The organism is Breoghania sp. (assembly GCF_963674635.1).
GTDB lineage: Bacteria > Pseudomonadota > Alphaproteobacteria > Rhizobiales > Stappiaceae > Breoghania.
Genome location: NZ_OY771475.1, coordinates 308793 through 326000, shown reverse-complemented (window position 1 = coordinate 326000; position 17208 = coordinate 308793). Strand labels below are relative to the sequence as shown.

Annotated in this window: 20 protein-coding genes; 13 read left to right on the top strand and 7 right to left on the bottom strand. The window is 61.6% G+C overall.

Going from position 1 to position 17208, the window contains the following annotated elements:
- Positions 1-27 precede the first annotated feature (27 nt).
- Positions 28-642, top strand: a complete 615-nt coding sequence (gene folE / locus ABGM93_RS01395) for a GTP cyclohydrolase I FolE (protein WP_321502787.1) — start codon at positions 28-30, stop codon at positions 640-642.
- 45 nt (positions 643-687) lie between these two features.
- Positions 688-1146, top strand: a complete 459-nt coding sequence (gene hisI, locus ABGM93_RS01390; protein WP_321502784.1) for a phosphoribosyl-AMP cyclohydrolase — start codon at positions 688-690, stop codon at positions 1144-1146.
- A gap of 113 nt (positions 1147-1259) precedes the next feature.
- Here the strand turns inward: hisI and ABGM93_RS01385 are convergent, their stop codons facing one another.
- Both ABGM93_RS01385 and ABGM93_RS01380 read right to left on the bottom strand, forming a co-directional pair.
- A complete protein-coding gene (locus ABGM93_RS01385) occupies positions 1260-1691 on the bottom strand; it encodes a CBS domain-containing protein (protein ID WP_321502782.1) in 432 nt (143 codons plus the stop codon).
- A 276-nt stretch (positions 1692-1967) separates the two neighbouring features.
- Positions 1968-2774 (bottom strand): rhomboid family intramembrane serine protease, encoded by an 807-nt coding sequence (locus tag ABGM93_RS01380; protein WP_321502780.1) that lies wholly within the window; start codon positions 2772-2774, stop codon positions 1968-1970.
- A gap of 372 nt (positions 2775-3146) precedes the next feature.
- Here ABGM93_RS01380 and ABGM93_RS01375 point away from each other — a divergent pair, with 372 nt between their 5' ends.
- From ABGM93_RS01375 to ABGM93_RS01365, 3 genes are all read left to right on the top strand, one after another.
- Positions 3147-3773 (top strand): PAS domain-containing protein, encoded by a 627-nt coding sequence (locus ABGM93_RS01375; RefSeq protein ID WP_321502778.1) that lies wholly within the window; start codon positions 3147-3149, stop codon positions 3771-3773.
- A 285-nt stretch (positions 3774-4058) separates the two neighbouring features.
- A complete protein-coding gene (locus ABGM93_RS01370; RefSeq protein ID WP_321502776.1) occupies positions 4059-4724 on the top strand; it encodes a PilZ domain-containing protein in 666 nt (221 codons plus the stop codon).
- Positions 4725-5390: 666 nt separating this feature from the next.
- Complete coding sequence (locus tag ABGM93_RS01365) at positions 5391-6008, top strand: transglutaminase-like cysteine peptidase (RefSeq protein ID WP_321502774.1); 618 nt, start codon at positions 5391-5393, stop codon at positions 6006-6008.
- A gap of 294 nt (positions 6009-6302) precedes the next feature.
- On the opposite strand, the gene ABGM93_RS01360 is transcribed toward ABGM93_RS01365, so the two are convergent.
- Positions 6303-6623: a hypothetical protein gene (locus tag ABGM93_RS01360; RefSeq protein WP_321502772.1), complete on the bottom strand. Its 321-nt coding sequence runs from the start codon at positions 6621-6623 to the stop codon at positions 6303-6305.
- 213 nt (positions 6624-6836) lie between these two features.
- Between ABGM93_RS01360 and ABGM93_RS01355 the strand changes: the two genes are divergently transcribed.
- The gene (locus ABGM93_RS01355; RefSeq protein ID WP_321502769.1) at positions 6837-7580 is read left to right on the top strand and encodes a hypothetical protein; all 744 of its coding nucleotides are present in this window, start codon (positions 6837-6839) and stop codon (positions 7578-7580) included.
- Positions 7581-7721: 141 nt separating this feature from the next.
- Here the strand turns inward: ABGM93_RS01355 and ABGM93_RS01350 are convergent, their stop codons facing one another.
- Positions 7722-7931, bottom strand: a complete 210-nt coding sequence (locus tag ABGM93_RS01350) for a DUF3126 family protein (protein WP_321502768.1) — start codon at positions 7929-7931, stop codon at positions 7722-7724.
- Between the two features lie 90 nt (positions 7932-8021).
- On the bottom strand, positions 8022-8861 hold the full coding sequence (gene cysE, locus ABGM93_RS01345) for a serine O-acetyltransferase (protein WP_321502767.1): 840 nt from the start codon (positions 8859-8861) through the stop codon (positions 8022-8024).
- A 552-nt stretch (positions 8862-9413) separates the two neighbouring features.
- Between cysE and ABGM93_RS01340 the strand changes: the two genes are divergently transcribed.
- The gene (locus ABGM93_RS01340) at positions 9414-10256 is read left to right on the top strand and encodes an enoyl-CoA hydratase (RefSeq protein WP_321502766.1); all 843 of its coding nucleotides are present in this window, start codon (positions 9414-9416) and stop codon (positions 10254-10256) included.
- Between the two features lie 438 nt (positions 10257-10694).
- Here the strand turns inward: ABGM93_RS01340 and ABGM93_RS01335 are convergent, their stop codons facing one another.
- Both ABGM93_RS01335 and ABGM93_RS01330 read right to left on the bottom strand, forming a co-directional pair.
- A complete protein-coding gene (locus tag ABGM93_RS01335) occupies positions 10695-11579 on the bottom strand; it encodes an alpha/beta hydrolase (RefSeq protein ID WP_321502765.1) in 885 nt (294 codons plus the stop codon).
- A gap of 27 nt (positions 11580-11606) precedes the next feature.
- On the bottom strand, positions 11607-12359 hold the full coding sequence (locus ABGM93_RS01330; RefSeq protein WP_321502763.1) for an alpha/beta hydrolase: 753 nt from the start codon (positions 12357-12359) through the stop codon (positions 11607-11609).
- A 337-nt stretch (positions 12360-12696) separates the two neighbouring features.
- On the opposite strand from ABGM93_RS01330, the gene ABGM93_RS01325 reads away from it, so the two are divergent.
- The 6 genes from ABGM93_RS01325 to ABGM93_RS01300 all read left to right on the top strand — a co-directional run bounded on the left by ABGM93_RS01325 (position 12697) and on the right by ABGM93_RS01300 (position 17086).
- Positions 12697-12948: a zinc-finger domain-containing protein gene (locus ABGM93_RS01325; protein ID WP_321502761.1), complete on the top strand. Its 252-nt coding sequence runs from the start codon at positions 12697-12699 to the stop codon at positions 12946-12948.
- Between the two features lie 12 nt (positions 12949-12960).
- Positions 12961-14241, top strand: coding sequence for an FAD-dependent monooxygenase (locus ABGM93_RS01320; RefSeq protein WP_321502759.1), 1281 nt, complete (start codon positions 12961-12963; stop codon positions 14239-14241).
- A gap of 148 nt (positions 14242-14389) precedes the next feature.
- Entirely contained in the window at positions 14390-15148 is a 759-nt protein-coding gene (locus tag ABGM93_RS01315; RefSeq protein WP_321502757.1) for a competence/damage-inducible protein A, read from the top strand.
- A 39-nt stretch (positions 15149-15187) separates the two neighbouring features.
- Positions 15188-15691, top strand: coding sequence for a xanthine phosphoribosyltransferase (gpt, locus tag ABGM93_RS01310; RefSeq protein ID WP_319773082.1), 504 nt, complete (start codon positions 15188-15190; stop codon positions 15689-15691).
- Between the two features lie 158 nt (positions 15692-15849).
- Complete coding sequence (locus ABGM93_RS01305) at positions 15850-16212, top strand: hypothetical protein (protein WP_321502755.1); 363 nt, start codon at positions 15850-15852, stop codon at positions 16210-16212.
- Between the two features lie 202 nt (positions 16213-16414).
- Entirely contained in the window at positions 16415-17086 is a 672-nt protein-coding gene (locus ABGM93_RS01300) for a L,D-transpeptidase (RefSeq protein WP_321502753.1), read from the top strand.
- Positions 17087-17208 lie beyond the last annotated feature (122 nt).

Genomic DNA, 17208 nt, shown 5'->3' with positions numbered 1-17208 from the left:
CGTTACCCCGACACGAAGAGGTCCGCAATGGACGCCGCCCTGAACGCCGACAAGAAGCCTGAAAACGCCGAAAAGGCCCGGCCCACCCGTGAACAGGCGGAAGCCGCCGTGCGCACCCTGCTCGCCTATGTCGGCGAGGACGTGACGCGCGAGGGCCTGCTTGAAACGCCGCAACGCGTCGTGAGAGCTTATGACGAGTTCTATCGCGGCTATGGCGAAAATCCGGCAGATCATCTCGGCACGACATTCGAGGAAGTCAACGGCTACGACGATATCGTCCTGCTCAGAGATATTCCCTTCTATTCCCATTGCGAGCATCACATGGTGCCCTTCATCGGCAAGGCGCATATCGCCTATTATCCGCGCGCCGGTGTTGTCGGCCTGTCGAAACTTGCCCGCGTTGTGGAGACCTTCTCCCGACGTTTGCAGACACAGGAAAACCTGACAGCCCAGATCGCCGCCGCCATTGACAGCGCCCTGAACCCACGCGGCACGGCAATCATGATGGAAGCGGAACACCAGTGCATGTCGCTGCGCGGCGTCCAGAAGCCGGGCGTCGCCACGCTGACCACCCGCTTCACGGGCATCTTCCGTGACGACCCGGCAGCACAGGCCCGTTTCCTGACCATGGTCAACCGCTAGGGCGCGCCGCCATTGACCCTGCCTTGAAAACCGAGAACTCACCGCATGACCGACACCCCGTTCGCCCCGCGAACCGAAAAGGCCACCATTGAGACCGGGTCCAATCTCAGCCCGAAATTCGATGCGGAAGGCCTGATCCCCGCCATCGTGACCGATGCCGACAGCGGCGAAGTCCTGATGCTGGGCTACATGAACGCCGAAGCTCTCGCGCGCACCATCGAGACGGGCGAAGCCTGGTACTGGAGCCGCTCGCGACAGGAATTCTGGAAAAAGGGCGGCACCTCGGGTCAGGTCCAGAAGGTCGTGGAGATGCGCACCGACTGCGATCAGGATGCGATCCTGATCAAGGTGCGGGTTGCGGGCAATGGCGCCACATGCCACGTGGGCTACCGCTCCTGTTTCTACCGCACGGTCGAGCTCGGCCGGCCCGCATCACCGCAAACGGCCCTGGAGACGGTGGAAACCCGCGTCTACGATCCCGCGGATGTTTACGGAAAGAAATGAACCGCCGGATCGAAGGTCCGTAACATAAAAAAGGCAGACGCCCGCAACGCGCCTGCCTTTGCTGCTTCACAGATACTGCCGGCGCAGGGCTCGGGGCCAGCCCCGACTGCGCGTCAGGCCATGGCGATATAGCTGCGCATTTCCTCAGCTTCGCGTTCCACCTGTTCGATACGCCACTTCACCACGTCGCCAATCGAAATCACGCCATGGATCTTGCCGTCGCGCATGACCGGAAGGTGGCGAAACCGGCCCTTGGTCATCAAAGACATGGCATGAATGATGGTGTCGTCCTCCACGCAGGTTTCCACCCGCGTGGTCATGAATTGCGAAGTCTTGCGCTGCAAGGCAGAAGCGCCTTCCTTGCCGATCGCGCCTACGACGTCACGTTCGGACAGGATACCGGCAATATTCCCGGCATCATCGAGCACCATCACAACACCGATGCGGTGTTCCTTCAGGATTGCGCAAACATCCGCAAGCGTGGAATCGGCCGGCGTCGAAACGACCGAGGCTCCCTTTTCATTCAAAATCGCGCCGACAGTCATTGCATCCTCCATTACTGTTCCAAGTCGGCCATCCAACGGAACGACCGAGATCTGCACAGACATACGAGGCTTGGCCATCAAGCTCGTTGAAACGCCGATTGAAAAACGTCACGCCCAAATCCGTGATCTCACGTCGGGCAGCCCGCTCGCCTTCGACACCCTTCCCCGGCGGATACGCATTTCGACCCCGCCGCTACGTTAAGATTGTCGCAAAAAAGGGCCGTCTCGTGAACCTCATTGTGACAACCCCGTATTGGACCATAGGCGAACGGCGCCTTAGCGGCGGCGCGGGACGGGATCGAACAGGGAAAAACACAGCAAACCCGCCGCGAAACCGCCGATATGGGCCTCCCACGCAATGGACGGCTCATTGCCGCCAAAGGAGATGGTTCCGATACCGAACAGCAGGTTCACGCCAAACCACACCCCGAGAAAAGCCAGCACCTGTCGATTGACGAGGGCACGCGCCAGGGAGGTTGCGGGCTGGCGATAGGCAAGACTGTCATGCGCACGCATCATGGAAAGCGGCCCTGCCCTGTCGAAGGCGAACCGTGCCACCGCAGCCATATAGCCGGAGATCGCAGCCGACGCGCCGACCATCGGCATCGGCTCGCCGAAATGTGTCGCAAGATGAGCCCCCGCGCCGGCGATCGCCGTCACGGCAGAAAAGGCAAGGAAGCGCCCCACCCCGAAACGGCGTGCCAGAACGCTGCCAAAAACGGCCATCCACAAGCCGTTGAAGACGAGATGCATGAATGACCCGTGCAGGAAGGCATAGGTGAGAAAAGTCCACACCATCGCCCCCTCGCCGCCCGGTAGCGGCGTCCCGCCAAGCATCTGGCTCAGATCGCCCGCATTCACATAGCGAAGCGGCAGGAAGGCGAAGGTGAGGAGAAACTCCAGATCGGCATGCGCGGACAGGACGAACGCCCGCAACGCATGGATCAGCACCAGCAGCGCCAGAAGCGCGACCACGACCCCCGGCAGATTGAAAAGCGGCTCGGAGGGCGGCTGGCGCTGAAAGCCGGGCCCTTCGCCCCACTCCGACGGCTGATCTGGCTCTCGGCGGATCGGGTCCTGCATCTGATTCTGCTCCGAAATGTGGCGTCTGTGCGCGGGCGCGGGCAAGCGCCGTCCCTGCCACATAAGGGGGCAAAGGTCGTCAGACAATCACCTGCATCAGCAGGGAAACAAGAATATCGCGAATTTGCCGCTGGCAAAGCCGACAATCCGCATGCAGCTGTCCACAGACTTGGCCGCGTTATTAACCATAATGACACGTAAAGACTGCCCTGCTGCTGCCCAAAGTGGTGCTGGCATGTAACCTGCTCTTAACCATTACGCACCGCCTGCGAGTCTCTCAATGAGCGTCAAACCGGCCCAGACCGGGACACCTCAAGAGGACATGACAACCGGGGGTCGTGCTGTTTTGGGTACCGAGTGAGGCATTGAACTATGAAACACGCCACCACGCAGGCGCTTTACGACTATTGGAACCAGCTTCGCGGTTCCAGGCCCGCGCCTGAGCGCAGTGAGATAGAACCGGGCGACATCCGCACGATTCTCGGCGACACGTTCATTCTGGAAGCTTTGGGAGAGGAAACCTACCGCTTTCGCCTCGCCGGTACGCGCATGTGCGCAGCCTATTGCCGCGAGCTGAAGGGCCGGGATTTCCTGCGCATGTGGGACGGCAAGGACCGCGAAGCGCTGGAAACGATGCTTCAGGCGATCACCAGCGAAGCCGCGGCCGCCGTTGTCGGAATCGAGGGCCGCACAGACCGCGGTCAAACGGTCAACATCGAGACCCTGTTACTGCCCCTGCGCATGCGTAACGAGGGCTACACGCGGATTCTCGGCTCCTGCACCTTGATGGAAAAGCCGTACTGGCTCGGCATCCACCCGGTCGTTCACCAGTCGATCAGCAGCCTGCGCCTGATCTGGCCGGACGAACAGCCCGCCTTCCTGCGCAAGGTCAGCGCCGTCAACGAAGGCCACGGCCTTCCCCATCCGACCCAGCTTGGGTATCGCCGTGTCGGTCACCTGACCGTCTATGAGGGTGGCAAGGGTCAGACTGGGGCGTGATCGCCCCGGACCTCCCCTTCGACACCTTTTTCCGCAAGGTTCGCCAACGCCATTTCCTATGCTCAGTCGGCCTTGCGAAGCACATTCCGGATGCTCGAAGCCGTTCATTACCCATAGCATTTAATGCCCTGACGTAATCGCCAATAAGAAAACGGCACCAAATTGGCAATTCGTGACGATCTGTTCACGAGATCTAACCGCTTGTTAACGCCAGCGGCGATAGTCTGAGCCTCGCGAGCGCCCGTGAACATGCGACCGGCGATCGAACGAGGAGAGATTTGCCAAATGGCGCCCGCTCAGGCCACCCTTGCGAAAGAGGCGACAGCCACAACCGCCGCAGACAAGACGAATGAACGTCTGACGACGATTGGCGCCAAGCGGACGGACCAGCGCAGGTTCCAGCGCGTCAAGGTGAGCCTCCTCGGTCGTTTCATGCTTGAAAACAGACGGGAATTCCCCTGCCAGGTGATCAACATGTCTCCCGGCGGAGCGGCCGTGGTGGCTCCTGTCGCCCCGACTGTTGGCGAGCGTGTGATCGCCTATATCGACCATATCGGTCGCATCGAGGGCAAGGTCGTTCGCATGATGGATGGCGGCTTCGCCATGACCATCAACGCAACGCCCCGCAAGCGCGACAAGCTCGCCAACCAGCTGACCTGGCTGGCTAACCGCCACGAACTGAACCTGCCGGAAGACCGCCGCCACGAGCGGTTTGCACCGAGCGAGGCCGTTTCCCGGATCGAGCTTTCCGATGGTCGCGAATATTCCTGCCGCGTGATCGACGTCTCCCTGTCGGGCGCAGCGCTTGCAACAACCGTGAAGCCTGCTCTCGGCACTCCGATCACCCTGGGCAAGATGCGCGCCCGTGTCGTGCGTCACACCGAGGAAGGGATCGCGGTCGAATTCGCCGCCGTGCAGGATATCGAAGAGGTCAAGAAGCAGATCACCTGATCCGGGATCTGTTTGCACCTGAGCGCTGCCGTCCTTTTCCGTCTGCCACTCCTCGCCCTTAGCAGATCAATCGTTTGCAAGGCCCGGACGCCTGTCGCCATCCGAAACAGGGAAGGCGACTGACAGGGCACGACTGCACCGCCCCCCTTATCAGCACACCTTCAGCATTGGTCACGGGCTCTGACGTCATGTCGAGACCACCCGCCGGTCAAACGCGTTCTGGCCCAGGTCAGCGATCTCGATCCTGCCCATGAAAGCCGCCCAAATCACGATCCCGCTTTTTCGGCGAAGCGGAAGGTCGGCGGTGATTTCCTTTTTCGGCCAATCCCGCGGCGGAAAAGATGCGTGGCTTCGAGACGCCAATGCTGCCGCTTTCCATCGATGATTGTCATCGGTCCGCCTTTCGATTTCGAACCGGACAGCGCCTCCCTTTGCGCCCCGCGCGCCCCGCGACAAGCGCAATGCCGCCCAACCAACCGGCGATGCGATCGCCTATTCGATAAAATTTGAATCAAATACAATATAAACTTTCCGTTCTTTTGAATAAAATATGTATAAAAGAAGCTCTCTATTTTCTTCTTATTTTCCGACACTTCTATTTTGAAGCTTAGCGTGACATAAAATCGCGCCTGCTAATGTCATTCCATCAAACGGGGATGGTTTGACATGAAATTTGGGGAATTAATATTTGCGACACTTGTCGCAGCGGCTTTCACCCTCGGCGTTTCACTGACAGATGAAGCAGCCGCAGGGACAGAAGCCTTCATGGCAACGACAGGCAGCACAAGTGCTCCGGTCGGGCATGTGGAGTTTTGCCGGCAGCGCAAATCGGAATGCGGCATGACCGCCACAAAGGCGAAGCTCATGACGTTGAGCCGTGCCCGCTGGGATGAGCTGCTCAAGGTGAATGCGGAAATAAACCGTCGGATTCGCCCGGTCTCGGACATGGATCTCTACCATCGGGAAGAGGTCTGGACCTATCCGGTCAATGCCGGGGACTGCGAAGACTTCGCGCTTTTGAAGCGCAAGGTTCTGATCAAGCTCGGCTGGCCCGCCTCATCACTGCTGATGACGGTCGTGCGCGACATCGATGGCAGTGGCCATGCGGTGTTGACCGTACGCACCGACCGAGGCGACCTCGTTCTCGACAATCAGATCGAGGCGGTTCTTCCGTGGTATCGCACGCCCTACCGCTACATCAAACGTCAGTCGGAAACGAATGCCGCTCGCTGGACCGCGATCAACGACGCGCGCGTCGGTGCCGTTGCGAGCATTCCTCGCTGACACGCGAGGCGCAGAGACCCGGTCGGGACGGATAAACTAAGCCGGGTTTCCGCCAGACATGATGCGAACCGCATAACCAGGTCGCTTCCCCCGTCCCGTCCCCAGACCGGTTATGCGTAGACCGGCCCGCCTCCCCCAAGGCGGGCCGGTCACCCCTGCGGGGGGAAAGTGCCCCCGCCCACTATTCCAACAGCGCCCCGATTGCCGCCGATCCTTCGCCGATCCGGACGCCTCCCCCTTCACAAGCAGACCTTGGCTGCCATCGACCCACCGGCCATGCCAGGCTAATCGCCATCACTGCATGGCGATGAAGTAGAAATTCAGCATCAGGATGCCGGAGAACAGGCTCCACATGCCCGCAATTGTAGAACTCGCGACCAGCCAGCCGATGGGACGCCGCTCGATGCGACGACCACGAATGGCATGGCGCATGATGATGAAGGGACCGGCGAGGATGCACATGGCCATCCCGGATGCCAACGCGCCCATGGTTCCGGCTGCAAAATCGAAATTCGGCGGACGGTTCGTGATCAGCTGAAAGAAGCTGCCGATCAAACCGGCCACGACGAATCCCGTGCAGATCGCGTAACCGATAATGAGCAGTTGGGTAACCACGGCGTTTACCTCTTGTTAACGCTAGGGGCTCAGAGTCGCGTGAGACAAACTCGACGTTTACATATTGTTAAGCAAGAGCCATGCCCGTCGAGGTGGCAAAAAACAGGCGATAAACGTGGCCGCAGCGGCATGAACACCATGTTCGCCCGTCCCATAGCGGGACAAGAGCACCGGATAGGGACAAGGGGCGCGGCCCGGACGTCCGGCACACGCATGCCCGGAGCCTTCTCGCCCCTCAGGTCACATCTGACGATTCCCGCCCCGGTCCCGACGAGCCGCTGGCCCTTCACGGTGCTGACGTGCCTGCTTGCGCTCGCGGGCACAGTCCTCGTCGCCGACAGGTTCGTCCGCGCGTCCAACACCGCGGCCACACCGCGCTGGAGTGCGGAGACGCGCGCCGTCAGCCTCTCGCTCGCCGGACGGACCTTCCAGGTTCCCGCAAATTACATCGCCGATGCAGCCCAACGTCAGGGCGGCCAGCTCACGCGGCTCGATATTGCCGCGCGTCTACCCTCGCTCGCCGGCTTCGACGCAGCTCACGCCCCCCTGTTCAGGAGCGAAACGGACCTTGTTCGCCTCTGGCTGGAGGAAACCGCGACGCCCGCCGCTGGCGCGGGTCAGGCCAGGTCTGACCGGTCGAACCTCGCCAACGAGGCCGACTTCCGTCCCGGTGTCTATCCGGTCGCCGGAGGCCTTTTCGCACGCGCCTTCACCGCCTCCAGCGCCTATGCGAGCGAAGAGATCGTTTATGACGCAACGGGATTGAGGGGGAAACGCACTACGCCCTATGCGGCGCGCTGCGAGAAATGGAACGTGAGCGAAGCCACCTGCCTGCGGCGTGTGCCACTGGCAAAGGGTCTGACACTGACCTATCGCTTCCCGCGCGAAAAACTGGCGAACTGGGAGCAACTGGATCGCTCGGTCGTGCAGCTGGTGCAGGGCTTTATCAAGCCCTGAGGCTCTGCCACACTCTGGCGGCAGCAGATGAAGCCGGCAGGCGCACAAGGTGGCGCACACTGCCGGCATTCAGAGAGTTCGGCTTGAGATCCAGCCGGACGCAAACGGCATCACCGGGACGTGACCCGGATGCGCAACGTCCTAGTCCAGATCCATCTCCAGAATGGCCATCTGGAAATTGTAGCTCAGATCCTCGTCCTCATCATCGCGATAGATCACGCCGATGAATTCCTCACCCAGATAGACCTCGGCGGAATCGTCCTTGCGCGGGCGCGCACGCACCTGCAGGGCGGGAACGTTGAAGAGCTTCTTCAGGTAGGCTTCGAGCTTGCGGATTTCTTCAGGCTTCAAGGTGCCTCTCCTTCGGTGTCTCAGGGGGTTCGCGACAAGGCGACCCTTCTCCCCCGGACGTACATCATGTCAAAGGCCCCTTGCCAACCCTCAAGAGCCGTCTTTTTCATCCTTTTCACCGAGTAGCTGGTCCATGGACCGCGCCGGCTCGGCGCAACCGGAGTTCCCGACGATCTTTGCCGGCACCCCTGCGACGGTGGTATGCGGCGGAACAGGCGCAAGCACGACGGACCCCGCCGCCACGCGCGAGCACTTGCCGATATCGAAATTGCCGAGGATTTCCGCGCCCGCCCCGATCAGCACACCGCGGCGCACTTTCGGATGGCGATCGCCATCGGTCTTTCCGGTGCCGCCCAGCGTCACACCCTGCAGGATGGAGACGTCATCTTCGATAATGGCCGTGGAGCCCACGACGATACCTGTGCCGTGGTCGAAGAAGATCCCCCTTCCGACAGGCACCTGCGGATGAATGTCCACCTGGAAGACTTCCGAACTGCGCGACTGGAGATAGAGCGCGAAATCGTGCCGCCCTTGTCGCCAGAGCCAGTTTGCCAGCCGGTGCGACTGCAACGCGTGGAAACCCTTGAAATAGAGCACCGGATCAATGACCCGATCGGTCGCCGGATCGCGATCCACCACCGCCATGATGTCGACACGGAAGATCTCGCCCAGCACGGGCTCGTCGGCCAGCGCCTGCTTGTAGGTCTGGCGGATCAGGGCCCCCGACAACGCCGGGTGGTCCAGCCGGTCGGCGAGCCTGTGGACGACAGCGTCCTCCAGGCAGTCATGATTGAGCACGTTTTCCATCAGGAAACCGGACAGGCCCGGCTCACGCTCAATCGCCTGCTGGGCTTCAAGGCGCAGCCGATCCCATACGGGATCATGGCTGGCGAGTTCCGGCGTGGCGGAAAATCGGGTGGACTGGCTCATGCCCTGCTCCTCCTGACCGGTCTGGATCGGCGGGATGCACCGTCGTGCTCTCGCATCGTTGCCCGAGGCAACGGCGAAAGGCCCCCATACACCCATGAACCGGCGCCCCGCCTTGTGGGGCAAATTCTCTTAGAAACGGGCGCCCGCCCGTAACGACACAATAACGATCAGCCGATAACGACCGATCGGGCGAAGGCCTCATGCCTCTTCGCAGGACCATATGCAACAGCAAACCTTGCCAAAGTCATGCTTCCCCTAACATAGGTCCTGCTGCCCGAAAACAAGAGCCCCATCCTTCGGCCAGGACAGACCGACGAGCGTCCTGCCCCCCATACACAGCGCCCCGTACACAGCTCCCCCTTCGCCAACCTGAGCGATCGCCACAGACGGCCAGTGGGTCAACCTGCCTCGCAGGGCAAGTCTGCCTCGTCACGCCCGACAGGCTGCCTCATCTCGGCTCCGGCGTAAATCGGCCCTTGGTGCCAGCTGCCTGCCGATTGTGTGCTTTCGCAATCCGCTCATCCGCCCTATGACGTTAGGGACATTTGGCACATGGGACTTGATCTCGAAATGAACATCTCACGAAACGCCCCTCAAGGCGACGCAGCATCGGCCGGGCGCATCACACGTCTCGTTGAACCGCCCATCGGCTGGCTTGTCATCGACAACGAGCCGCGCCTCAACGCCATTTCGCTCGACATGTGGAAGGCAATTCCGGCTGCGGTGCGGGACCTCGACCAGAACGACCAGGTGCGCGTGATCGTCTTGCGTGGCGCGGGGGACAAGACCTTCATCTCCGGGGCCGACATTTCCGAATTCGCCGAGACGCGCAAGAACGCCGAATGCGCGCGCGCCTATGAGAACGAGAACTCCGCCGCCTTTGATGCCCTTCGTGACTGCAAAAAGCCCACCATCGCCATGATCCGTGGCTTCTGTATGGGGGGCGGGCTCGGCCTGTCGGCGGCCTGTGACATGCGCTTCGCCGCCCGCGGGTCCTGCTTTTCCATTCCCGCCGCGCGCCTGGGGATCGGCTACCCCGTACGTGCGATCAGCGACCTGACCGCCCTGGTGGGCCCTGCCCGCACCAAGGATCTGTTTTTCTCCGCCCGGCGCATCGACGCAGAAGAAGCCGCCGCCATTGGACTGGTGGAACGCCTCTTTGACGAAAGCGACCTTGAGGCGGAGACCCGCACTTACGCGCAGAGCGTCGCCGCCAACGCCCCGCTGGTGCTCCGCGCTGCTAAGGCTGCCATCAATGCGGTCGCCTGTGCCAACGTGACCGCCGACTGGAGCAGCCTCAATGAACTGAACGACATCTGCTTCGACAGCGAAGATTTCACCGAGGGCAGAAATGCGTTTCTGGAACGGCGCACGCCAAGATTCACCGGGCGCTAACCATTATCGGATAATCTTGGCATCAACATCGCGGATGGATCCTGCCCGGGGTCCGAAACGGCTGAACCTGATTCAAAACTTGAAGCCGCAGCGCCAGCCTAACACCACCGGCGCACACCACATGCGCCGGATCCCCGCGCAAGTGCGATCTCAGCAAATTCCTGTAAGGGATTCCATCGACTCGCACTTTGGCTGACTGCACAGGCTCTTCCGTGCCACGCTGGCACCGGCCTCTTTGCGCCGACACACATGGCCGAGCCGGGGAAACATGTTGAATGAAATCTTAACAACACCGGCCAAGCGATTCCAAAGACTCCGCTTTTTCCGCCACAAGGCCCGGAAGCTCAGCACCGTGCGCAGGTGAATCGACCTGCCAACATGACAGCGGACGCGTCATTCCCTGCGCGCAAGGGATTCTGTCTTCAGGGCTTTTCCGGATCAGGCCTCGCCCAACGACCGGATGAACTCAATCGCCGCATCTGCGAAAATGTCGTTACGGTCGCCTGCCACCATGTGCCCCGCGCCGCTTACGTCACAGAAGCGCGTATGCGGAACTAGTTCCATAAAATGGCGCGCGCTTTCTTCTGAAACGAGTTCCGAACTCCCTCCACGCACCAGCATCACCGGCAAGCGCAAGTCGCCCGCGGCTTCTTCCATGCGCCGCATGTCGGCTTCAGCAGTGGAGCCGACGCTGTGCTCTCCGGAAAGAAAACGCGGATCCCAGTGCCAGCGATAGCGCCCGTCGGAATGAAGTCTGAGGTTCTTGCGCAGGCCTTCCGTGGAACGCGGACGCTTGCGATTGGGCAGATAGGCGGCAACTGCCTCCGCCGCCTCCTCGATGGAGCCGAAGCCCTCTTCCATGCGATCGGCCATGAAGCCGGTGATGCGGTTGACGCCATCCGGGTCCATGCGCGGAACGATATCGACGAGAACGAGGGCGCGCAGCAAGTCGCCCTGAGCGCCCTGGGCAAGCGTGGAAGCAATGCCCCCGAGCGACGCGCCGATGGCCACCGGTCGCACACCGTCGTGCCTGCGGATGGATTGGGCAACTGCCGTGATGTCACTGGCATAATCGCGGAAGCGGTAAAAGCCGCCCTCCACCCAGTCGCTTTCGCCATGGCCGCGCTGATCGATGACGAAGGCCGTCATCCCATCGTCGGCAAGCCTCTCTGCGGTCGCAGCCCACGAGTAGCGGGTTTGCCCGCCGCCATGGACCAGAAGCACCGGCGCGCCCGCTTCACGTGCGCCCCGATAAACGTCTCCGGCAATGGTGTTGCCGTGTGCGCCGGTGAAACGCACCTCGTCACGTCTGACAGTCTTCACGTCCCCTCCCGGCCTCAGGCTCCCCCCTCAGACCTCTTCTTTCAGAAACTCCAACACACTTTGCTTGAAAACCTTGTTGCCAACCGCGTTCATGTGATCACGGCCGGCAAGCTCCAGCGCCCGCCCTCTCGGCAGAAGATCGACCAGCGGCTGCGCGGGACCGGAAATCGTATCCTCGCTTCCAACCACGACCAGAACAGGGGCGGTGATACGCCCCACATCTTCCGGACTGATGCGCTTGCGCGAGGACCGCATGCAGGCTGCAAGGGCCTGCAGATCCGATTGCGTCTGCTCTGCGAACTTGCGGAACATGCGTCCCCCGGCACCCACGACATCTTCCAGGGACGGCGCTTCCAGTGCCAGCGCGATCGGCTCCGGATCCCCGGTCCCTGTGACCATGCCATAGGCAAGCCCCCCGAAAATCACATGGCGAACCCGTTCGGGATGATTGAGGGCGACAAAGGCGGTGATCCGCGCGCCCATGGAATAGCCCATGATGTCGGAACGTTCGATCCCCAGATGATCCATCAAGCGGCACACATCCTCCGCCATGACATGAGCGCCATAGGCTTCCGGATCATAGATCTTTTCGCTCTCGCCATGGCCGCGATTGTCCAGCGCGATCACCCGACGCCCCGCCTTGACCAGCGTATCGATCCAGCCCGTGTAGCCCCAGTTGACGCTCTTGTTGGACGCAAAGCCATGAATGAGAAAGATCGGCTCGCCCTCCCCCTCGTCGAGGTAGGCGATATCGATTCCATCGGAGTTGAATACGGGCATGGAGACCTGATGTGCGGTAGGACAGAAAGTGAGAACGCGACAGTGGCGAGAGGAGCCCCCGGCAAAACCGGACAGGGCTTCCCCGCACAACATAGGCGAAAACAGAAAATTGGCGAGAGTGCAACGGCCTCTTCGTTCAATAGGCGTGATCAGAACCGCTCGTCCTGGCCATTCCCGCACCGCAATGTGCCGGCATGCCCCGCGCCAAAGACACATCATCCTTGTGCAGTCAAAGCTGCGCACAAATCCGTATAACCGGTGAAATGCCTCTACCAATCGCGAGCTTGGCTGGTTATTGTCCCAACGACATTCAAGCAGATGAGACGGGAGCAAGCCCATGGCGGATCATGTCATTCCTCACTTCCAGAATGACGGCGGCGTGGAGAGCATCAAGATCGGCGCACGTGAATTCATGTGCATCGGCGCAACGCCCCCTTTCGATCATCCGCATGTTTTCCTCGATATGGGCGACGAAACGTCCATCGTCTGTCCCTACTGCTCCACGCTCTATGTCTGCGATGAGTCCCTGAAGCCCGGCATGTCCGTTCCGGCCGACTGTCTGTGGGTAGCAGCTGAAGCTGCGGAGTAGGCGCGCCGCGCAATGGCAGATCAGACAGCAGACGACCCTTCGCCATATCAGCGGTCCGGGCAAGCAACCCCATCCGGATCGCCCATCCCCTTCCCTCACGCGCACCTTGGCGGAAAACCGGCCCGCCGCCGCATCATCGTGGCCGGTGCCGGAATCGGCGGCCTGACAGCGGCCCTTGCCCTGGAACGCGCAGGCTTCAGCGTTCAGGTTCTGGAACGCTCCCAACAAAGCGGCGAGGTCGGCGCGGGCATCCAGATCTCGCCCAACGCGTGGCGTGTGCTCGATGCGCTGGGTGTCACCCCCTTCGTGGAGGAGACGGCCAGCAAGCCTCAGGCAATCCAGGTCAACTCCGTGCGCGCTGGCGGAACCATCGCCCGCATTCCGCTCGGCCAGGAAGCCCTCAAGCGCTTCGGCGCACCCTATTGCGTCTTCCATCGCGCCGACCTTCACAACGGCCTGATGCGGGCAGCCGAAAGCCGTACCTTCATCGAAATCAATCGCGGCCTCGCCCTTGCCGACGGCGTTGAGGACGAAGACGGCATAACGGTCGAGATGCAGGGCGAAACCGGCGTCTCAAGCTCTCGGGCCGAAGCCCTGATCGGGGCAGACGGCGTTTGGTCCACCGTCCGCCGCCGTCTTCTGCGCCTGCCGTCTGCCGATTACGCAGGCCGTGTCGCCTACCGCGCCACCATTCCGGTGGAGGACGCGCCCGAACTTGCCAATTACACCGGTCTGTGGATGGGCAAGGACGCCCACCTCATCCACTACCCCATCGGCTCGGGTCGCCAGATCAATCTCGTTGCGGTTGTCGATGACGACTGGCGCGAGGAAAACTGGTCGGCACCGGCCGACCAGGAAGAAGTTCTATCCCACTATGCGGGTTGGCCTCTGGCCGTACGCAAATTGCTTGAGCGTCCTCAGAGCTGGCTGAAATGGGCCCTGTGCGACATTGGTCCTGGCACGATATGGGCGGAGGGGCGCATCGCCCTTCTGGGCGACGCAGCGCACGCCATGCTGCCCTTCATGGCGCAGGGCGGCGCCATGGCCATTGAGGATGCCTGGGTTCTGGCGCGTTGCCTTGCCGATGAGCCGGATGTCGACGAAGCGCTGATGGAATATGAGCGCAAGCGCAAGCAGCGCGTTGAGCGCGTCGTGCGTAGCGCGCGCGACAATGCCCGCACCTATCACATGAACGGTGTGATGGCGCTGGCGCGCGACACCGGCATCCGTTATCTCGGCGGACAACGCCTGCTTTCGCGCTACGACTGGCTCTACAAATGGCAACCGGAGTAGACGGACCACTCCGCACTGCAACAAGTTGCAGTGAGACATGTTCGCCAGACGACGTTTTTTTGCGCAAAGCAATTCCACCGGAAGGCAACTTGCTCTAAGACAACCGGCCTAACGATCCGCCAGACCTGACCAGAACAGGAGACCGGCAATGGGTGACGGTGCACAATCAAGCGCAGACGAAATCGTGACAGCCGGTTTCGTCGTTATCGGCGATGAGATCCTGTCCGGCCGCACCAAGGACCGCAACATCGGCTACCTTGCCGATTTCCTGACCGCCCACGGCATCGACCTTGCCGAAGTGCGCATCGTGCCGGATGAAACGTCCCGGATCGTCGAAGCCGTGCGCGACTTGTCGGCCCGCTACACGCACGTCTTCACCTCCGGCGGCATCGGTCCGACCCATGACGACATCACAGCCGACGCGATTGCCGAAGCCTTCGGCGTCGGGATCGACTTCCACCCGGAAGCCGTGGCCATGCTCTCCAAGAGATACGGCAACGCCGATCTGACCCAGGCCCGCATGCGCATGGCGCGCATTCCCGATGGCGCGACCCTCATTCCCAATTCGGTCTCCCAGGCACCGGGCTTCACGATCGGCAACGTCAACGTGATGGCCGGTGTGCCGTCTGTTTTCGAAGCGATGCTGGAGGCATTGGCGGGGCAGCTCAAACATGGCACGAAGGTGATATCGCGCACCATTGAGGCCGGCATGGCGGAGGGCCGCGTCGCCGACGATCTGCGCCGCATCCAGAATGACCACACGGACGTGTCGATCGGGTCCTATCCTCAGTTCGATGGCAAGAACTTCACCACCCAGCTCGTGGTGCGCTCGCGCAATGAAGGACAGCTGGACCTGGTGGTCACCGAGATCGAGACAGCGCTTGAACGGCTGCGCGCCGAAGCCTGACACAAACGAAAACGACGAATACAGGAAGGTTCGAGAACGATGGATCAGGGGCAGCCGAAGGCCTTTCCCGTTCACTGGGAGCAGTTTCACCGCGACGCCCGTGCGCTTGCCTGGCGCCTGGCCAGTCAGGGCGAGTGGAAGGCAATCGTGTGCATCACCCGCGGCGGTCTCGTGCCTGCTGCCATCGTGGCCCGCGAACTTGGCATCCGCATGATCGAAACGGTCTGCATCGCCTCCTATCACGACTATGAAAACCAGGGATCGCTCAAGGTCATCAAGCCGGTCGACCCGGAGGTGATCGGTCTTGACGGCGGCGACGGCGCAGGCGTCCTGGTGATCGACGATCTGGTCGATACCGGCCGCACCACCGCGGCCGTGCGCGAAATGCTGCCCAAGGCGCATTACGCCACCGTCTACGCCAAGCCCAAGGGCCGCCCGCAGGTCGACACCTTCATCACCGAGGTCTCGCAGGACACCTGGATCTATTTCCCCTGGGACATGGGCCTGACCTTCCAGCCCCCGCTCACCAAGGACGACGCCTGAGGTCGGCACCGGCAATTGACGCATTCGAGGTGGACGCGGGGAGGGCCCGCCTCCTCCCGAAGCGCACGCCCTGAGGATAATGGCGCCGTCCACAGCTAACGCAAATGTGATCCGACATTTGATTCCGTTCGCTTTTCCCGATTGCTATCAGTCTAACCATGAAGCGTCGCGCGATCCGCCCTCTCTTGCACGTCTTTGCCATCGCCCTGCTGGTGGCCGCCGTGCTGACGGGCACTTGGCAACAGAACCACCTGTTCCGCCAGTTGGCGGGACAAACGCCGGCAAGCGCGGGCGACACCGTGCTTGCGCGTGTGAATATCCCGTCGCGCGCCCACGAAAACCAGCCGGCAAGCAGCACTTCGCGGCCCTGCCCGCGGCTTCTGCATCTGGATGCCACGCTTTCAAATCCGCCGATTGCCGCCCCTGGTGCCGCCTGCGCGGTCCCTCACGCCCCCGACGCCACGCGCCGCGCACTTCTGGGTCTTGTGCCAAGCGTGGACACACCTCCCCCGCGCGCCTGAACCTTTCCCGGATCTGAACCCGGCCAATGCGCCGCCTCCTGTTTCCCACCTCTCAGGGAGACCGAATTGCGCGGTTCAATGACTTTTGGCCGGGGCTGTAAACCAAGCATTAACCATAACAAGCTCGAATCCCGTGACGCGGCGGCGCTGGAGAAGGTCCAGCCGAACGCCGACGGCATGGCCCGTCCCAGAAAGTACTCTCATGTCCCTGACCCGACGCAGTTTCATCGTATCCGCTTCCGCCTTCGCCCTCGCGGGCTGCCAGACCACCGGCAAGAAGACTGCGGCAACCCTAACCCCGCCGCTGGAAAGCGACCCGGCCCGGATGTATGCGGCCATGCCGGACGAACAGTTCCCGCTTCCCGCCATCAATCCGCGCAAGATCGATCCGAAATATTACCGTCAGCTCGTCGATTACAGCACGAGCGAACCGATCGGAACGATCGTCGTCGATACGCCGCAGCGCTTTCTGTACCTGACGATGGAAAACGGCCAGGCGCTTCGCTATGGCGTTGGCATCGGGCGTGCCGGGTTTGCCTGGGGTGGCCGCGCAAATATCGCGTGGAAGCGCAAGTGGCCGACCTGGACGCCGCCCAAGGAAATGATCAAGCGCCAGCCGGAACTGAAGAAATACGCCGAGGGCATGGAGCCGGGCCTGAAAAACCCGCTGGGCGCTCGTGCGCTCTACATCTTCGAAAACGGCAAGGACACGCTCTATCGCCTGCACGGCACCTCGGAAGTCGCCTCAATCGGCCGGGCCGTTTCCTCCGGCTGCGTCCGCCTGCTCAATCAGGATATCTGCGATCTCTATGACCGCGTCCCGGCCAACACGCGCATCGTCGTGCATCAGGAGGGCGACAGCCTGTTCAGCTGACAACACGACGCATCGGGAACCGAATGCCCGTCAAACCGTTTGGAAAGGGTCATATCTTCGAACAGAAGGACCCTTTCCGATGGTCAGTGAATGGCTCTACACCCTGTGCATTGCGTCTCTGG

Coding starts and splice junctions, on each gene's coding strand:
- ABGM93_RS01315 (WP_321502757.1), top strand. CDS start 14,390: ATGGGTGACGGTGCACAATCAAGCGCAGACGAAATCGTGACAGCCGGT.
- ABGM93_RS01330 (WP_321502763.1), bottom strand. CDS start 12,359: ATGCCCGTATTCAACTCCGATGGAATCGATATCGCCTACCTCGACGAG.
- ABGM93_RS01305 (WP_321502755.1), top strand. CDS start 15,850: ATGAAGCGTCGCGCGATCCGCCCTCTCTTGCACGTCTTTGCCATCGCC.
- ABGM93_RS01320 (WP_321502759.1), top strand. CDS start 12,961: ATGGCAGATCAGACAGCAGACGACCCTTCGCCATATCAGCGGTCCGGG.
- ABGM93_RS01340 (WP_321502766.1), top strand. CDS start 9,414: ATGGGACTTGATCTCGAAATGAACATCTCACGAAACGCCCCTCAAGGC.
- ABGM93_RS01385 (WP_321502782.1), bottom strand. CDS start 1,691: ATGACTGTCGGCGCGATTTTGAATGAAAAGGGAGCCTCGGTCGTTTCG.
- ABGM93_RS01365 (WP_321502774.1), top strand. CDS start 5,391: ATGAAATTTGGGGAATTAATATTTGCGACACTTGTCGCAGCGGCTTTC.
- ABGM93_RS01300 (WP_321502753.1), top strand. CDS start 16,415: ATGTCCCTGACCCGACGCAGTTTCATCGTATCCGCTTCCGCCTTCGCC.
- ABGM93_RS01375 (WP_321502778.1), top strand. CDS start 3,147: ATGAAACACGCCACCACGCAGGCGCTTTACGACTATTGGAACCAGCTT.
- ABGM93_RS01355 (WP_321502769.1), top strand. CDS start 6,837: ATGCCCGGAGCCTTCTCGCCCCTCAGGTCACATCTGACGATTCCCGCC.
- cysE (WP_321502767.1), bottom strand. CDS start 8,861: ATGAGCCAGTCCACCCGATTTTCCGCCACGCCGGAACTCGCCAGCCAT.
- ABGM93_RS01380 (WP_321502780.1), bottom strand. CDS start 2,774: ATGCAGGACCCGATCCGCCGAGAGCCAGATCAGCCGTCGGAGTGGGGC.
- hisI (WP_321502784.1), top strand. CDS start 688: ATGACCGACACCCCGTTCGCCCCGCGAACCGAAAAGGCCACCATTGAG.
- ABGM93_RS01325 (WP_321502761.1), top strand. CDS start 12,697: ATGGCGGATCATGTCATTCCTCACTTCCAGAATGACGGCGGCGTGGAG.
- ABGM93_RS01370 (WP_321502776.1), top strand. CDS start 4,059: ATGGCGCCCGCTCAGGCCACCCTTGCGAAAGAGGCGACAGCCACAACC.
- gpt (WP_319773082.1), top strand. CDS start 15,188: ATGGATCAGGGGCAGCCGAAGGCCTTTCCCGTTCACTGGGAGCAGTTT.
- folE (WP_321502787.1), top strand. CDS start 28: ATGGACGCCGCCCTGAACGCCGACAAGAAGCCTGAAAACGCCGAAAAG.